This is a genomic window from Streptomyces sp. NPDC051172, assembly GCF_040682555.1.
Classification (GTDB): Bacteria; Actinomycetota; Actinomycetes; order Streptomycetales; family Streptomycetaceae; genus Streptomyces.
Window position 1 is genome coordinate 41,892 of record NZ_JBFBBE010000004.1, and the last position, 16,613, is coordinate 58,504.

The 16,613-nt window shown below is 69.6% G+C and carries 16 protein-coding genes; 3 read left to right on the plus strand and 13 right to left on the minus strand.

What is annotated here, in order from left to right; all coding sequences use genetic code 11:
- Positions 1-497 precede the first annotated feature (497 nt).
- Positions 498-2,075, minus strand: a complete 1,578-nt coding sequence (locus AB0N07_RS03355; RefSeq protein ID WP_365831588.1) for an MDR family MFS transporter — start codon at positions 2,073-2,075, stop codon at positions 498-500.
- 125 nt (positions 2,076-2,200) lie between these two features.
- Here AB0N07_RS03355 and AB0N07_RS03360 point away from each other — a divergent pair, with 125 nt between their 5' ends.
- The gene (locus tag AB0N07_RS03360) at positions 2,201-2,797 is read left to right on the plus strand and encodes a helix-turn-helix domain-containing protein (RefSeq protein WP_365831590.1); all 597 of its coding nucleotides are present in this window, start codon (positions 2,201-2,203) and stop codon (positions 2,795-2,797) included.
- Between the two features lie 14 nt (positions 2,798-2,811).
- On the opposite strand, the gene AB0N07_RS03365 is transcribed toward AB0N07_RS03360, so the two are convergent.
- A complete protein-coding gene (locus tag AB0N07_RS03365; RefSeq protein ID WP_365831592.1) occupies positions 2,812-3,507 on the minus strand; it encodes a M23 family metallopeptidase in 696 nt (231 codons plus the stop codon).
- Positions 3,508-3,956: 449 nt separating this feature from the next.
- Between AB0N07_RS03365 and AB0N07_RS03370 the strand changes: the two genes are divergently transcribed.
- On the plus strand, positions 3,957-4,556 hold the full coding sequence (locus AB0N07_RS03370; RefSeq protein ID WP_365831594.1) for an HAD family acid phosphatase: 600 nt from the start codon (positions 3,957-3,959) through the stop codon (positions 4,554-4,556).
- 68 nt (positions 4,557-4,624) lie between these two features.
- Here the strand turns inward: AB0N07_RS03370 and AB0N07_RS03375 are convergent, their stop codons facing one another.
- Positions 4,625-7,150, minus strand: coding sequence for an ATP-dependent Clp protease ATP-binding subunit (locus tag AB0N07_RS03375; protein ID WP_365831596.1), 2,526 nt, complete (start codon positions 7,148-7,150; stop codon positions 4,625-4,627).
- A gap of 431 nt (positions 7,151-7,581) precedes the next feature.
- On the opposite strand from AB0N07_RS03375, the gene AB0N07_RS03380 reads away from it, so the two are divergent.
- Positions 7,582-8,193 carry an SCO3374 family protein gene (locus AB0N07_RS03380; protein ID WP_365831598.1) on the plus strand — a complete coding sequence of 204 codons (612 nt, stop codon included), beginning with the start codon at positions 7,582-7,584 and terminating at the stop codon, positions 8,191-8,193.
- Between the two features lie 8 nt (positions 8,194-8,201).
- On the opposite strand, the gene AB0N07_RS03385 is transcribed toward AB0N07_RS03380, so the two are convergent.
- The 10 genes from AB0N07_RS03385 to AB0N07_RS03430 form a co-directional block, all read right to left on the minus strand.
- Positions 8,202-8,537, minus strand: coding sequence for an Lsr2 family protein (locus tag AB0N07_RS03385; protein WP_030942666.1), 336 nt, complete (start codon positions 8,535-8,537; stop codon positions 8,202-8,204).
- A gap of 285 nt (positions 8,538-8,822) precedes the next feature.
- Positions 8,823-9,374 carry an amino-acid N-acetyltransferase gene (locus AB0N07_RS03390; protein WP_365831600.1) on the minus strand — a complete coding sequence of 184 codons (552 nt, stop codon included), beginning with the start codon at positions 9,372-9,374 and terminating at the stop codon, positions 8,823-8,825.
- 9 nt (positions 9,375-9,383) lie between these two features.
- Positions 9,384-9,815 (minus strand): BlaI/MecI/CopY family transcriptional regulator, encoded by a 432-nt coding sequence (locus AB0N07_RS03395; protein WP_365831602.1) that lies wholly within the window; start codon positions 9,813-9,815, stop codon positions 9,384-9,386.
- A gap of 156 nt (positions 9,816-9,971) precedes the next feature.
- Positions 9,972-10,151 (minus strand): hypothetical protein, encoded by a 180-nt coding sequence (locus tag AB0N07_RS03400; RefSeq protein ID WP_365831604.1) that lies wholly within the window; start codon positions 10,149-10,151, stop codon positions 9,972-9,974.
- A 72-nt stretch (positions 10,152-10,223) separates the two neighbouring features.
- Positions 10,224-10,883 carry a hypothetical protein gene (locus AB0N07_RS03405; RefSeq protein ID WP_365831828.1) on the minus strand — a complete coding sequence of 220 codons (660 nt, stop codon included), beginning with the start codon at positions 10,881-10,883 and terminating at the stop codon, positions 10,224-10,226.
- A gap of 130 nt (positions 10,884-11,013) precedes the next feature.
- Positions 11,014-11,811 (minus strand): type III pantothenate kinase, encoded by a 798-nt coding sequence (locus AB0N07_RS03410; RefSeq protein WP_365831606.1) that lies wholly within the window; start codon positions 11,809-11,811, stop codon positions 11,014-11,016.
- 9 nt (positions 11,812-11,820) lie between these two features.
- Positions 11,821-12,807, minus strand: coding sequence for a carboxylating nicotinate-nucleotide diphosphorylase (gene nadC, locus AB0N07_RS03415; RefSeq protein WP_365831608.1), 987 nt, complete (start codon positions 12,805-12,807; stop codon positions 11,821-11,823).
- A 5-nt stretch (positions 12,808-12,812) separates the two neighbouring features.
- Entirely contained in the window at positions 12,813-14,534 is a 1,722-nt protein-coding gene (locus tag AB0N07_RS03420; RefSeq protein WP_365831610.1) for an L-aspartate oxidase, read from the minus strand.
- Positions 14,531-15,532, minus strand: coding sequence for a pantoate--beta-alanine ligase (panC, locus tag AB0N07_RS03425; protein WP_365831612.1), 1,002 nt, complete (start codon positions 15,530-15,532; stop codon positions 14,531-14,533). The genes AB0N07_RS03420 and panC overlap by 4 nt, the downstream gene beginning before the upstream one ends.
- Entirely contained in the window at positions 15,529-16,458 is a 930-nt protein-coding gene (locus AB0N07_RS03430) for a DUF2520 domain-containing protein (RefSeq protein WP_365831614.1), read from the minus strand. The genes panC and AB0N07_RS03430 overlap by 4 nt, the downstream gene beginning before the upstream one ends.
- Positions 16,459-16,613 lie beyond the last annotated feature (155 nt).

Here is a 16,613-nt window from a genome sequence, read left to right on the forward strand (position 1 = left end):
AGAGCACAGTCCACCGGAGTGCGACGGCAGAGCCCGAGGGGTTCACGGGACGCAGTCCCGCGAAGACGCAGGGGCTGGCCCCGAATCACGACCGCCAGGACACACCCCGCCGAAGTGCGGCGACAGAGCCCCGACGGGTTCACGAAACGCAGCCTCACGAAAACATAGGGGCTGGCCCCGAATCACGACCGCCAGAACACACCCCGCCGAAGTGCGGGGGCAGAGCCCGAGAGGTTCACGAAACGCAGCCCCCCGAAGACGCAGGGGCTGGCCCGCGATTCGCGACCGCCAGGACAAACCCCCACCAGAGTGCGGCGACAGAGCCCTGACGGGTGCAGGGAACGCAGTTCCCGCCGACGTGCAGGGGCGGAGCCCCGCCGGGGTCGAACGGGCGGAGCGCCTGGGGATGGGGCAGGCGGGGGCGGCGGGGGCGAGGAGGCAAGGCGAAGGCCCCCCGGGGCGGACACCGGCCGGGGGGCCTTCAGCTCACTCGCGGGTCAGACTGCCTCGACGATCGGCGCCTGCGCCACCGCCTCGTCGCCGGACTTGGGCGCAGCCGGCCCGGTCCCCCGCAGCGCGACTTCCTTCACGAAGACCGCCGCCAACAGCGCGAACACGGCCACCGCGGACCCCAGCAGGAAGGCGGAGTGCGTGCCCGCGGACACCGCGTGCTGGTACGCCTCCCGCACCACGGCCGGCAGCTTCGCCAGGCTCTTGGCGTCCAGCGCCGCCGACTTCTCGGTGATCTTCGCTCCCAGCCCCCCGGCCCGCTCCGCCATGACGTGCTGGACCCGGTTGTTGAACAGCGCACCCATGATCGCTACGCCGAAGGACGAACCGAGCGTACGGAACAGGGTGGTGGAGGAGGACGCGACACCCATGTCCTTCATCTCCACGCTGTTCTGCGCCACCAGCATGGTGATCTGCATCAGGCAGCCCATGCCCAGCCCCACGACCGCCATGAACACACCGGAGGTGAACCGCGAGGTGCCGGTGTCCATCGTGGACAGCAGATAGAGCCCGACGGTCATCAGGACGCTGCCGACGACCGGGAAGACCTTGTAGCGACCCGTGTTGGTGGTCACCCGCCCCGCCACCATCGAGGTGACCAGCATCGCGCCGAGCATCGGCAGCAGCAGCAACCCGGAGTTGGTCGCGGACGCACCCTGCACGGACTGCTGGTACAGCGGCAGGTACAGGGTCGCACCGAACATCACGAACCCGGTGATGAAGCCGATGAGTGACATCAGCGTGAAGTTACGGCTGCGGAAGATGTGCAGCGGCACGATCGGCTCCGCGGCCTTCGTCTGCCAGAACACGAACCCGATGAGGGCGGCGACGCCGATCCCGATGAGCTCCATGATCCGCGCGGACGTCCACGCGTACTGCGTACCGCCCCAGGTGGTGACCAGCACGATCGAGGTGATGCCGATGGTCAGCAGCGCGACACCGAGGTAGTCGATACCCGCCTTGGCCCGCTTCTTCGGCAGATGCAGCACGGCGCTGATCAGACCGAGCGACACCACGCCGAGCGGCAGGTTGATGTAGAACGACCAGCGCCAGCCCCAGTTGTCGGTGATGGTGCCGCCGACCAGCGGGCCGCCGATCATCGCGAGCGCCATGACGCCGGCCATCATGCCCTGGTACTTGCCGCGTTCCCGCGGCGGTATCAGGTCACCGATGATCGCCATGACACCGACCATCAGACCACCCGCGCCAAGACCCTGGATCGCACGGAAACCGATCAGCTCGCCCATGTTCTGCGCCATGCCGCTGAGCGCGGAGCCGATCAGGAAGATCACGATTGACGTCATGAAGGCGCCCTTGCGCCCGTACATGTCGCCGAGCTTGCCCCAGATCGGGGTGGAGGCCGCGGTCGCCAGTGTGTACGCCGTGACCACCCAGGACAGATGCTCGAGTCCCCCGAGCTCGCCCACGATGGTCGGCATCGCGGTGCCCACGATCATGTTGTCGAGCATCGCGAGCATCATGGTGATCATGAGCGCGAGCAGTACGACCCGTACGCTCTTCGGCTGTTTGTCCGGCTTGATCTCGGCCGTCTGTGTGTCCGCCATCGTCCCCACTCCCCTGAGCATCTCCCCCCGGCCGGCTACTTACTTGCCGCCCGGCTAGTTGACTACACTGGGAAGGTAGCCCCGCAACTAGCCGGGCGTCAAGTAAGTTTCCCTGGAGTGCGAGGATGGGCGGCACCATGGACGGCACCAAGCAGCAGCGCCGCGGAGACACCCGCCAGCGCATTCAGGACGTGGCGCTCGAACTCTTCGCCGAGCAGGGCTACGAGAAGACGTCGCTGCGCGAGATCGCGGAGCGCCTCGACGTCACCAAGGCAGCGCTCTACTACCACTTCAAGACGAAGGAAGAGATCCTCGTCAGCATCTTCGACGACCTCTCCCAGCCGATCGTGGAACTGATCGAGTGGGGCAGGCGACAGCCGCAGTCGCTGGAGACCAAGCACGAGATCATCCGCCGTTACAGCGACACCCTGGCCGGCGCGGCCCCGCTCTTCCGCTTCATGCAGGAGAACCAGAGCACGGTCAAGGAACTGCGCATCGGCGAGACCTTCCGCAACCGCATGATGGGCATGCGCGACATCCTCATCGACCCGGACGCCGAGCTGATCGACCAGGTGCGCTGCGTCAGCGCGATGTTCACGCTGCATGCCGGGATGTTCGCGCTGGGCGACATCGAGGCCGACCCCGAGGACAAGCGCAAGGCGGTCCTCGAGGTCGCCACCGACCTGGTGACCCGGGCGCATCAGGCCACTCACCCGTCCTAGGCGGCCGGCACGCCTCAGACGGTCACACCCTTGGCGCGCAGGAACGCGACCGGGTCGACGGCCGACCCGTAGTTCGCGGTCGTACGGATCTCGAAGTGCAGGTGCGGGCCGCTGGAGTTACCGGTGTTCCCGGACCGGGCTATGTGCTGTCCGGTGGCGACGACCTGGCCGACCCTGACGTCGATCCGCGACAGATGGGCGTACTGCGAGTAGGTCCCGTTGCCGTGCCTGATCACGATGGCGTTGCCGTACGCGGGCCCGTCACCGGCGCCGTCGCCGCCGGCCTTGACGACGGTGCCGCCGTGCGCGGCGACGACGTCCGTGCCGCTCGGCACCGCGAAGTCCTGCCCGCTGTGAGTGGACTGCCACATGCCGCCGGCCTGGTTGAAGCTCGCGGACAGCCGGTACTTCTCCACGGGGTGCATCCAGGAGGCGGCCTTCCTGGCGGCAGCGGCCTTGGCGGCCTTCTCGGCGGCCGCCTTCTTGGCAGCGGCCGCCTGGGCGGCCTTCTTCGCGCTCGCGGCAGCCCTGGCCTGCGCGGCGGCCTGCGCCTTCACGGCGCTCGCCGCACTGGACGCGGAGGTGGCATCGGCGGCGGCCGCGACCCCTGCCCCCAGCACGACCGACATCCCGAGGCCGGCAGCCAGGACGGCCGCGCGGCTGCGCAGCAGGGACGTGCGGGAAGAGCGGAACGTGACACGCGTAGACATGGAAACCTCGGGAAGACGGGGGGCAGGGAAAACCACCCGGTGCACAGGCGGCTGCCGGATGGACCATCCCTTGGTAACCCCGAGACCCGCCAAGCCCAAAACATGTGATGTACGACGGGCGCTAGTACTTCATCCCAAAACTTCCCTCTTCTTGACACAGCCCAAATAACGGACAAATCAGTCCGTGACGGCAGAATCGCCTTTGGGGGTTCCAGAAAGGCGACTCCTTCTCCTCCCGTCGAGCCGCCCACTATCCGCCCTAGTACCGGCCGAATCGCCTGTGCGTCATGTCACCGCCCGGCAAGATCCACCCTCCGGCAAAACAACCCGTCATGTGACGCACATCTCTGGCCACTTACCGCCCAGTAACCCTACGGTTCCCCTCACGCCACCCTCGGCGCCGAACATGCACAAGACAACGGCATACGGACGTGAGAGGACCCCCCACCATGACGAGCAGACGCCCCTGGGCGCTCCGCGCAGTGGTCACCGCAGTCTCCGCAGCTGCCCTGGTGGCCCTGGCCACCCCCGCCAACGCAGCGACGAGCGCCTCAGGCGTCGACTACGGGACCTGGCAGAAGGACTGCCAGACGGTGATGGACCAGGCGCTGCCCTATCTGAAGGAGCGGATCGCCACGGCCCAGCCGGGCGAGAAGCAGGCGATCGTCTTCGACATCGACAACACCACACTGGAGACGGACTTCGGCTTCAGCTTCCCGCAGCCGGCCAACAAGCCCGTCCTGAACGTCGCCCAGTACGCCCAGGAGCACGGCGTCTCGCTGTTCTTCGTCACGGCCCGCCCGGGCATCATCGAAGAGCCCACCGAGTGGAACCTCGAACACGACGGCTACGACGTCTCCGGCCTGTACGTCCGCGGCTTCTCCGATCTGTTCAAGGATGTCGCCGCCTACAAGACCGCCCAGCGCGTCGACATCGAGAACAAGGGCTACGACATCATCGCGAACATCGGCAACAGCGCCACCGACCTCTCGGGTGGCCACGCCGACAAGACCTTCAAACTCCCGGACTACAACGGGCAGTTGTCGTAACCGCAGGCAGACATGACGAAGGGGCCGGTGCTCGAAAGCACCGGCCCCTTCTGGCGTCGCCGTGCGGCCTACGCCTCCTTGCTCAGGTTCGGCCCGGCACCGCCGGCCGCCTGCTCGATCGGCGGAACGTCGGGCAGCGCCGACTTCTCCTCGCCGCGGAAGGTGAAGGTCTGGCTGTCGCCCTCGCCCTCGGTGTCCACGACCACAATGTGACCGGGGCGCAGCTCACCGAAGAGGATCTTCTCGGAGAGCGTGTCCTCGATCTCGCGCTGGATGGTGCGGCGCAGCGGCCGCGCACCCAGCACCGGGTCGTAACCCTTCTTGGACAGCAGCTCCTTGCTGGACTGGGAGAGCTCGATGCCCATGTCCCGGTCCTTGAGGCGCTCGTCCACCTTGCTGATCATCAGGTCGACGATCGCGAGGATGTCGGCCTGGGTCAGCTGCGGGAAGACGACCACGTCGTCGACGCGGTTGAGGAACTCGGGGCGGAAGTGCTGCTTGAGCTCGTCCGAGACCTTGTTCTTCATGCGCTCGTAGTTGGACTTGGTGTCACCCTGGGCCGCAAAGCCCAGGTTGAAGCCCTTGGAGATGTCCCGGGTGCCGAGGTTGGTCGTCATGATGATGACCGTGTTCTTGAAGTCCACGACCCGGCCCTGGGAGTCGGTCAGACGACCGTCCTCCAGGATCTGCAGCAGCGAGTTGAAGATGTCCGGGTGGGCCTTCTCGACCTCGTCGAAGAGGACGACGGAGAACGGCTTGCGGCGGACCTTCTCGGTCAGCTGGCCGCCCTCTTCGTAGCCCACGTATCCGGGGGGCGAACCGAACAGACGCGACACCGTGTGCTTCTCGCTGAACTCCGACATGTCGAGGGAGATCAGCGCGTCCTCGTCACCGAAGAGGAACTCCGCGAGGGCCTTGGAGAGTTCGGTCTTACCGACACCGGACGGGCCGGCGAAGATGAACGAACCACCGGGACGCTTCGGGTCCTTGAGGCCCGCGCGCGTACGACGGATCGCCTTCGACAGCGCCTTGACGGCGTCGATCTGGCCGATGACCCGCTTGTGGAGCTCGTCCTCCATGCGCAGCAGGCGCGAGGACTCCTCCTCGGTCAGCTTGAAGACCGGGATGCCGGTGGCGGTCGCGAGGACCTCGGCGATCAGCTCGCCGTCGACCTCGGCGACGACGTCCATGTCGCCGGCCTTCCACTCCTTCTCCCGCTTGGCCTTGGCGGCAAGGAGCTGCTTCTCCTTGTCGCGCAGGGAAGCGGCCTTCTCGAAGTCCTGCGAGTCGATCGCGGACTCCTTGTCGCGGCGCACGCCCGCGATCTTCTCGTCGAACTCGCGCAGGTCCGGCGGAGCCGTCATCCGGCGGATGCGCATCCGGGAACCGGCCTCGTCGATCAGGTCGATCGCCTTGTCCGGCAGGAAGCGGTCCGAGATGTAGCGGTCGGCCAGGGTGGCCGCCTGGACCAGCGCCTCGTCGGTGATGGAGACGCGGTGGTGGGCCTCGTACCGGTCGCGCAGACCCTTGAGGATCTCGATCGTGTGCGGCAGGGACGGCTCGGCGACCTGGATCGGCTGGAAGCGGCGCTCGAGGGCCGCGTCCTTCTCCAGGTGCTTGCGGTACTCGTCCAGCGTGGTCGCACCGATGGTCTGCAGCTCACCGCGGGCCAGCATCGGCTTCAGGATCGAAGCGGCGTCGATGGCGCCCTCCGCGGCACCCGCACCAACCAGCGTGTGCAGCTCGTCGATGAACAGGATGATGTCGCCGCGGGTGCGGATCTCCTTGAGCACCTTCTTCAGGCGCTCCTCGAAGTCACCGCGGTAGCGGGAGCCGGCGACCAGCGCGCCGAGGTCCAGGGTGTAGAGGTGCTTGTCCTTGAGGGTCTCGGGCACCTCGCCCTTGACGATGGCCTGGGCGAGACCCTCGACGACGGCGGTCTTTCCGACGCCGGGCTCACCGATCAGGACCGGGTTGTTCTTGGTCCGGCGGGACAGCACCTGCATGACCCGCTCGATCTCCTTCTCGCGCCCGATGACCGGGTCGAGCTTGGACTCACGAGCGGCCTGGGTGAGGTTCCGGCCGAACTGGTCGAGGACCAGGGACGTCGAGGGGGTGCCCTCGGCAGGCCCGCCGGCGGCGGCGGTCTCCTTGCCCTGGTAACCGGAGAGCAGCTGGATGACCTGCTGCCGCACCCGGTTGAGATCTGCGCCCAGCTTGACCAGGACCTGGGCGGCGACGCCCTCGCCCTCACGGATCAGGCCGAGCAGGATGTGCTCCGTGCCGATGTAGTTGTGGCCCAGCTGAAGGGCCTCGCGGAGCGACAGCTCCAGGACCTTCTTGGCACGGGGGGTGAACGGGATGTGCCCGGACGGGGCCTGCTGGCCCTGGCCGATGATCTCCTCCACCTGCTGGCGGACCGCCTCGAGCGAAATCCCGAGGCTCTCAAGGGCCTTGGCGGCGACACCCTCACCCTCGTGGATCAGGCCCAGGAGGATGTGCTCGGTGCCGATGTAGTTGTGGTTGAGCATCCGGGCTTCTTCCTGAGCCAGGACGACAACCCGCCGCGCGCGGTCGGTGAACCTCTCGAACATCGTTAATCGCTCCTCAGAGCGGTCAGGCAGTGGGGGGAACTTCCCCTCCCTGTCCTTCCGCAGCTTAGTCCCGCAAGCGGGGACCGCTCATTCCAACTGCCGACACCGTCGATGGCCTCCTGACCCGTGACGCCGACATCTGCTCCAACCCGATGGTGCGAGACGATGTTCCCGCAGGCCAGGTGGTTACCCTCACCATCAGTACGCCGATGGCGAACGTGAGACCACCTTGCCTGCGTGTCGCCCCCTCCCACTAGGGATGTCTTACCCGCTGGGACTGACACTCCATGCCGCGCGCACCGGTTCCCTCCGCTATGGGCGAACAACCTTGCGCTACCCCGCACCCCCGCACGCCCCCTTTTTTCGGCACTCTGCGCATCTGACAGAACACCCAGCGTAACTTGCACGCTCTTCGGGCGGTTGCCCTTGGCATGGTTGGCAGCCTCTCCACGGTCCCGCTCCCCCGCCGTCCGCTCGACCCGGGCGATCGGGTCAGCCGGTTCTACGAGAACGAACTGGGCTGGGCGACAGTGCCCCCGCGCGCGGGAAGCCCCATGTCTCCGATACGGCTCCGCGTGGGCGACCGCTTCGACGTCCTGGACGTCCCGGCCGAGGCGGGCCGGGCGGGCCTGCGCCATCTCGCGCCGCAGTCTCCGGTGGCCGTACAGGGGGGCCGGATGCGGCTGCTGGTGGCGGCGGGCAGCGCGGAAGAACTGCCGGGGCTGCTGGACTGGCTGGAGTGGGGGGCGCTGACGCCCGACCTGAAGGCACTCGGCAGGGGCTGCGTCATGGACGCGCCGCTGCCGCCCGGGACGCAGCCGACGGGTGCACGGCCGATGGGCCGCTCGGGCGTGCAGGGGGCCGCCGTATGGCTGCGGCCCCCCGAGCCGGGGTGCGCGGTCGAGGCCTCGCTGCCGACGCTGTCGGCTGTGAGGGGCGGTGGGGGCGCCCCCGATCTCGTGCGACTTGTGGACACGGTGGCAACACACTGCCACCGACTGCGGCTGCGGCGCGCGTGCGCCCAGCCGTTGGCCCTGCCGTAGGCCACCGATCAGGCGTTGGCCTTCTCGTAGGCCTCGCGGATGGACGCCGGGACGCGGCCGCGGTCGTTGACCTCGTAACCGTTCTCCTTCGCCCAGGCGCGGATCTGCGCGGTGTCCTGGCTGCCACCGGAAGCGGCACGCGCCTTTCCGCGTCCTCCCGAAGCGCGGCCTCCGGTACGACGACCACCCTTCACGTAAGGCTCGAGAAGGCCGCGGAGCTTGTCCGCATTGGCGGTCGTGAGATCGATCTCGTAAGTCTTGCCGTCCAACGCGAACGTGACGGTCTCGTCCGCCTCGCCGCCGTCGATGTCGTCGACAAGAAGGACCTGAACCTTCTGTGCCACCGGATTTCCTTTCATCCATAACTTGAGGGCCGGGGGCCTGCGGCGTCCGCCGTTTCGCCGTCCCCTGTTATATGCAGTACTGCAGTACGTCGGAAAGCAAACCGCTTTTGCCGGAAAAACACAAACCCCTTGGAGAGACCGATCGAGAGACTGAGCGAGAGAGCGAGCGCGAGACCCAGTGCGGGCGGACTCCCCGGCAGAGACCCACTCGGTCCGGAAACATACGCGTTTCGGACATAGGGAACCAGGGCATGGGCGGGCGGAATACGTCTCGGTGATCGGCGATCACAGATGCAGAAGCATCCGGCTGTTGCCCAAGGTGTTCGGTTTCACCCGTTCGAGACCCAAGAACTCTGCTACGCCTTCGTCATAGGAACGCAGTAGCTCCGCGTAGACATCGGTGTCGACGGGTGTCTCCCCGATCTCGACGAAGCCGTGCTTGGCGAAGAAGTCCACTTCGAAGGTCAGACAGAAAACGCGACGAACGCCCAGCCAGCGCGCGGTGTGCAGCAACTTCTCCAGCAACTGGTGCCCGACACCGGCGCCCTTCAGGCCGGGCTTGACCGCAAGAGTGCGGACTTCCGCGAGGTCTTCCCACATCACATGCAGCGCACCGCAGCCGACCACCTCGGCGTTGTCGTCCCGTTCGGCGACCCAGAACTCCTGGATGTCCTCGTAAAGGGTGACCGTCGCTTTGTCGAGCAGGATGCGGCCGCGTACGTAGGCGTCAAGGAGACGGCGCACGGCCGTGACATCGCTGGTGCGGGCCCGCCGGACAGTGATGGCTTTAGCGCTGACTTCGGGGCCTTCGGGACCTTCGGGACTCATCGCTGACATGAGCGGACGCTATCGCCCGCCGTCCTCCCGTGCCGCCCCGGGGTTCTCGCCGGTGGTATCGCTGCCGGTATCCGGGGCCACTTCGGGTGTTTCCGGCCCCTGGACGATGCGTACGGCGTCACTGAGGGCCCGTCGCTGTTCATCGCTCATCATCCCGAAGAAGGCGACGAGAGCGGCGGCGGGGTTGTCGCTCTGCGACCAGGCGTCGTTCATCAGAGCGGCCGCGTAGGCGGCCCTGGTGGAGACGGCCTCATATCGATAGGCCCGGCCTTCCGCCTCCCGGCGCACCCAGCCCTTCTGATGGAGATTGTCCAAAACGGTCATCACCGTGGTGTACGCGATGGACCGTTCCTGCTGAAGGTCTTCCAGGACTTCTCGAACGGTCACCGGGCGGTTCCACTTCCACACCCGCGTCATGACCGCGTCTTCGAGTTCTCCCAATGGGCGAGGCACACCTCAGCACAATAGTGGGAGAACTCCCCATTGGCGCCCCGGACGGGCACTTTCACCGTCATACAGGAACAAAAAGGGCGTACGACTCGAAGGCGCGAGCATGCGCGGGAGCCGTACGCCGAGGGGGCGCCGCCCGGGAAGGACTCAGCCGTCGGTCTTGACGGGGCCCTGCCGGGCCCCTTCCGTGCGCGCGATGGCGGCGTCGACGGCCGCGTCCTCCTTGGCCTTGTTGGCCCCGCCCTGGGTCTTCACGATCACCCTGATCACGCCGATGAAGAACACGGCCATGACGACCGGGGGCACAAGCGCGGAGACGTAGTCCATGCCTCCAGGGTAGCCACGGGGTGGCGGGGTGGACGGGGCGGGGTTGGGATGGTTTCGACGGTTCGGGCCCGGTCAGCCGGCGGCGAGATGCCGGGGCGGGTTGGAGCCGGACGGCGGGGCCGGTTTGCGGCGGGGGAAGACCTCGCCCGGGGTGGGGATGGGACGGGCCGGTTTCGGGGCGGCGGGAGCAGGGGCCGGCTTGGGGGCCGCCGGCTTCTCGGCGGGCTTCTTCTCGGGCTTCCTGGCGGGGTCCCGGTCGACGTCCGTCCCGAGGTGCCCCTCGGTGCCCTTGCGGCCGCACTGAAGGGCCGTGAGGCGGTTGCGGGCGGCAGGGACGGTCGGGGCTGCCGAGCGGGCCGGATCGCGCGCGAGGCGGGCGCGTACGTCCTGCTCGGCGAGCATCCGGCAGCGCCCCAGGAGCACGGAGGCGGCCGGGTTGCCGCGCAACGCCCGCAGGGCGGCGAGGTCGTCGGGGTCCGGGCGGTACCCGGCCCCCAGCGCCTCTTCGAGGAGGACGAGGTAGTCGGCGGTGGCTGCGGGCAGGGCGGCGCGGTAGCGCGCCAGGTCGGCCACCAGGAAGGCACGCAGTCTGGCGCCCTCGCGCATCGCCTCGTCGAGCGACTCGGCGAGACGGAGGCAGTCCTGGACGTCCCCGGCAGGAGTGGGGCCTGGCTGAAGGGCGAGGGCGAGGGCGCGGCGGAGCACACGCAGCTCCTCCACGCCGAACGCCATGCCGCCGCGTGATCCGTATGGCGTGGGCATGCGGCGACGATACGCGCTAATCAGACAAATTCGACATATTTCACTAAATGGGGATGGGTGTGGCGTGACCGAGCCACCCGGTTGCGCCGCGGGACCGGCCTCACATGCGCGCCACGTTCCGCTCGTACACCAGGCGCAGTCCGACCAGGGTCAGCCACGGCTCGTGCTCGTCGATCACCGAGGACTCGCCCAGCACCATCGGTGCCAGGCCGCCGGTCGCGATGACCGTCACGTCGTCCGGGTCCTCCGCCAGCTCCCGGGCCATCCGGGTCACGACCCCGTCGACCTGGCCGGCGAACCCGTAGATGATCCCGGACTGCATCGCCTCGACCGTGTTCTTGCCGATCACGCTCCGCGGCCGGGCCACCTCGATCTTCCGCAGCTGTGCGCCCCGGACGCCGAGTGCCTCGACGGAGATCTCGATACCGGGCGCGATGACGCCGCCGATGTACTCCCCGCGCGCGGAGACCGCGTCGAACGTCGTGGCCGTACCGAAGTCCACGACGATCGCCGGGCCGCCGTACAGCTCGACGGCGGCCACCGCGTTGATGATGCGGTCGGCGCCGACCTCCTTGGGGTTGTCGGTCAGGATCGGCACGCCCGTCTTCACGCCCGGCTCCACCAGCACCGCGGGCACGTCGCCGTAGTACCTGCGCGTCACCTCACGCAGCTCGTGCAGCACGGAGGGCACGGTCGCGCAGATCGCGATGCCGTCGATGCCGTCGCCCAGTTCGTCGCCGAGCAGCGGGTGCATGCCCATGAGGCCCTGCAGCAGCACCGCCAGTTCGTCCGCCGTGCGGCGCGCGTCGGTGGAGATGCGCCAGTGCTCGACGATGTCGTCCCCGTCGAAGAGGCCCAGGACGGTGTGCGTGTTCCCTACGTCGATCGTCAGCAGCATGGCCGGTACCTACTCCGCCGCTCGCAGGTCGAGACCGATGTCGAGGATCGGCGAGGAGTGGGTCAGGGCTCCTACGGCGAGGTAGTCGACGCCGGTGTCGGCGTACGCCTTCGCGTTCTCCAGGGTGAGCCGGCCCGACGCCTCCAGGGCTGCGCGGCCGTGCACGAGCGCCACCGCCTCCTCGCACTCGCCGGGCGTGAAGTTGTCCAGGAGGATCAGGTCGGCGCCGGCGTCGACGACCTCGCGCAGCTGGTGCAGCGTGTCGACCTCGACCTCGATCGGGACGTCCGGGAAGGCCTCCCGTACGGCGTTGAAGGCCTGTGCGACCCCGCCCGCGGCGACGACGTGGTTGTCCTTGACCAGTGCCGCGTCCGACAGCGACATGCGGTGGTTGACGCCGCCGCCGCAGCGGACCGCGTACTTCTCCAGGGAGCGCAGACCAGGGGTCGTCTTCCGGGTGTCACGCACGCGTGCCTTCGTGCCCTCGAGGACGTCCGCCCACGCGCGCGTGGCGGTCGCGATGCCCGACAGACGGCACAGGACGTTGAGCGCGCTGCGCTCGGCGGTGAGCAGGTCACGCGTGCGCGTGGTGACCGACAGGAGCTTCTGCCCGGCCGCCACCCGGTCGCCGTCCTCGACGTGCCGCTCGACCTCGAACTCGTCCGTGCAGACCACCGAGAGCACCGCCTCGGCAACCCTGAGGCCCGCCACGACACCCGCCTCGCGCGCGGTGAAGTCGGCGGTGGCGACGGCTTCCTCGGGGATGGTCGCGACGGTCGTCACGTCCACACCGTGGTCCAGGTCCTCCTGGATGGCGACATTGGCGATGTCCTCGACCTCCACGGGGTCGAGTCCGGCGTCGGCCAGCAGCTGCGCGAGTGCGGGGTCCAGCCCGCACACTGCGTATTCTGCGGCCTCGGCGTCGGTGTCCGCGCCGCAGGCACAGCCGTCGCCGCAGCCTCCGGACGAGGCGAGGGGAAGGTCGGGGGTGCTCACTTTGGTCACTGCTCCTGGGGACGGTGCTGCTGCCGGGTCGGGGGGAAGTCTGGGGTGTCCGTGGTGTGTACGGCCAGCGTCCGGTCGGGATTCAGCCGTACGACGATGTGGCGACGCCATGCGGTGTCGTCGCGCTCGGCGCGGTCCTCGCGCCAGTGGCAGCCGCGCGTCTCCTCGCGCAGCAGGGCGGCGGCGACCAGGACGCGGGCCACGCACAGGAGGTTGGTGGCCTCCCAGGTGTCGACGCCGGGCTCGGACGTCTTGCCGTTCTCGTCGAGGGCGTCGCGGGCCTCGGTGTGCAGCTGCTGGAGCTGTTCGGCGGCCTTGGCGAGGGAGTCCCCCGAGCGCAGGACGCCCGCGCCGTCCGTCATGATCCGCTGGATCGCGAAACGGTCCTCGGGGGCGAGGAGAGGGTGCGCGGGCACCTCGGGGAGCTCAACGGGTTCGGGCACGCGCGCGTGGAGGCCGTTCTCCGGGCGGGCGGCGGCGATGTCCTCCGCGATGCGCTCGGCGTAGACGAGGCCTTCGAGGAGCGAGTTGGAGGCGAGGCGGTTGGCGCCGTGCACGCCGGTGCAGGCGACCTCTCCGCACGCGTACAGGCCGGGGACGGTCGTGCGGCCGTGGGAGTCCGTGCGGACGCCGCCGGAGGCGTGGTGGGCCGCCGGGGCGATCGGGATGGGGTCGGTGACCGGGTCGATGCCGTGGGCGCGGCAGGCGGCGAGGATCGTCGGGAAGCGGTGCTCCCACATGTCGGCGCCGAAGTGCCGGGCGTCCAGGAACATGTGCTCGGCGTCCTGCTCCTGCATGCGGCGCAGGATGCCCTTGGCGACGATGTCCCGGGGTGCCAGCTCGGCCAGTTCGTGCTGCCCCAGCATGAAGCGCACGCCGTCGGCGTCGACCAGGTGAGCGCCTTCGCCCCGCACGGCCTCGGAGACCAGGGGCTGCTGGCCCTCGGCGTCGGGGCCCAGGAACAGCACGGTCGGGTGGAACTGCACGAACTCCAGGTCGGAGACCTCCGCGCCGGCGCGCAGGGCGAGCGCCACGCCGTCGCCGGTGGACACCGGGGGGTTGGTGGTCGCGGAGAACACCTGGCCCATGCCGCCGGTCGCGAGGACGACCGCGGGGGCGTGCACGGCCCCCACGCCGTCGTGCTGGCCCTCGCCCATGACGTGCAGGCTCACGCCCGCCGTACGGCCCTCCGCGTCGGTGAGCAGGTCCAGCACCAGCGCGTTCTCGATCGTGCGCAGCCCACGCGCGTGCACGGCCTCGACGAGCGCCCGGGAGACCTCCGCGCCGGTCGCGTCGCCACCCGCGTGCGCGATGCGGCGGCGGTGGTGACCGCCCTCGCGGGTGAGCTGCAGATCGCCCTCTTCGGACTCGTCGAAGTGGGCGCCGGTCGCGATGAGGCGGCGCACGGCGTCCGGGCCCTCGGTGACGAGGATGCGTACGGCGGTCTCGTCGCACAGGCCGGCGCCCGCCACCAGGGTGTCGTCCAGGTGCTGTTCGGGGGTGTCGCCCTCGCCGAGGGCAGCGGCGATGCCGCCCTGCGCCCAGCGGGTGGAGCCGTCGTCGAGGCGGGCCTTGGTGACCACGACCGTCTTCAGGCCGGCGGCCTCGCAGCGCAGGGCGGCGGTGAGGCCGGCCACGCCGGATCCGACGACCACGACGTCCGCGGCGATGGACCATCCTGGGGCGGGCGCGTGCAGTCGTATGCCTGTGCTGGTCACGAGGCGGCTCCGGGGGTTCCGAATACGAGTGGGATGTTGTCGATCAGCCGGGTCGTCCCGACCCGGGCGGCGACGGCGAGGACGGCCTCGCCGGTGAAGTCGTCGTCGATCTCGGTGAAGTCCGAGGGGTCGACGAGGGCCAGGTAGTCCAGTTCGAGCGGCGGCGACAGCCGCGCCGCGTCGTCGAGGATCAGCCGGGCGGCCGCGCGGACGGCCGTCGGGGCGCCCGGGAGCGCCTTCGCGACGGCGTGCGCGTCGGCGGCCGCGCGGGACTCCCCTATGGCACTGAGCGCCTCGGCACGCGCGTGCGTGGCGGGCACTTCGCGGGCCCGTGCGCGCAGCGCCTCCTGGGCCGCGTGCCGGTCGCTGCCCGCGAACAGCGCCCGGGAGAGGCTGAGGGCCGTGCGCCGCTGCTCGGGCGAGAGGTAGCGGTTGCGGCTGGAGAGGGCGAGGCCGTCCTCCTCGCGCACGGTGGGCACGCCGACGATCTCGACGCCGAAGTTCAGGTCCCGCACCATGCGGCGGATCAGCGCGAGCTGCTGGGCGTCCTTCTGGCCGTACAGGGCGAGGTCGGGGCGCGTGAGGTGCAGCAGCTTGGCGACGACGGTGAGCACGCCGTCGAAGTGACCGGGGCGCGAGGCGCCCTCCAGAAGCGCCCCCATGGGGCCCGCGGTGATGCGGACCTGGGGCTCGCCCCCCGGGTAGACCTCGTCCACCGAGGGCGCGAACACCACGTCCGCGCCGGACCGTCCGGCGAGCTCGAGATCGGCGTCCAGGGTGCGCGGGTAGCGGTCGAGGTCCTCGCCCGCGCCGAACTGCAGGGGGTTCACGAAGACGGTGACCACGACCTCGCCGTCCGGTCCGGCGAGCCCGCGCGCGGTGCGGATCAGCGTGGCGTGGCCCTCGTGCAGGGCGCCCATGGTCATCACCACGGCCCGGCGACCGGTACGCGTGCGTGCGTGCAGTTCGTCGGCGGTGCGCAGCAGGGTGGTGGTCATCGGGCGTCCCCCTCGGCGCCGTTGGTCCCGGTGGCGAGTACCCCGAGGAGGTCCTCGGCGAGCTCCGGCTTCAGCAACCCGTGGGCGAGCGCGCGGTCGGCGGTCGCGCGGGCCATCGCCAGATAGCCGGCGACGGTCTGCGGGGCGTGCTTGCGCAGCTCCGCGACGTGCGCGGCGACCGTGCCGGCGTCCCCGCGCGCGACGGGTCCGGTCAGGGCCGCGTCGCCGGAGCGCAGGGCGTTGTCGAGGGCGGCGCCGAGCAGCGGGCCGAGCATCCGGTCGGGGGCCGCGACGCCCGCCTCGCGCAGCAGCTCCATGGACTGGGCGACCAGCGTGACCAGGTGGTTCGCGCCAAGCGCGAGCGCCGCGTGGTACAGCGGGCGCATCTCCTCGGCCAGCCACTCCGGTTCGCCGCCCATCTCGATCACGAGCGCCTCGGCGGCCAGCCGCAGCTCCTCGGGCGCCGTGACCCCGAAGGAGCACCCGGCGAGGCGCTGGACGTCCACGGGGGTGCCGGTGAAGGTCATCGCCGGGTGCAGGGCCAGCGGCAGCGCGCCCACGCGCAGGGCGGGGTCCAGGACCTTGGCGCCGTACCGCCCGGAGGTGTGCACGAGCAGCTGCCCCGGCCGTACGGCACCGGTCTCGGCGAGCCCCTCCACCAGGCCGGGCAGGGTGTCGTCCGGGACGGTCAGCAGGACCAGGTCGGCGCGCTCCAGAACCTCGGCGGGCGGCACCAGCGGCACGTCGGGCAGCAGCTGCGCGGCGCGCCTCCTGGAGGCGTCGGAGACTCCGGAGACGGCTACCGGGCGGTGCCCGGCGAGCTGCAGGGACGCGGCCAGCGCGGGGCCCACACGACCGGCGCCGACGACGCCCACCGTGAGCCGCGCGGGACGGTCCCTGGGGTCTGGCTGTTGGCTTGTACTCACGCGACGGCGGCCTTCCCGTTCCAGTCCGCTCCGGGTACCGGACGATTTCTCGTCATGTTAACGCGATCGGTTCGAAGGACGTCCGGTTGTCCACAGGCTGTGGGTTACGCCACGGCGCCGGCGCACGGGAAAGCCTGTGGAAATCCACGTGCCCG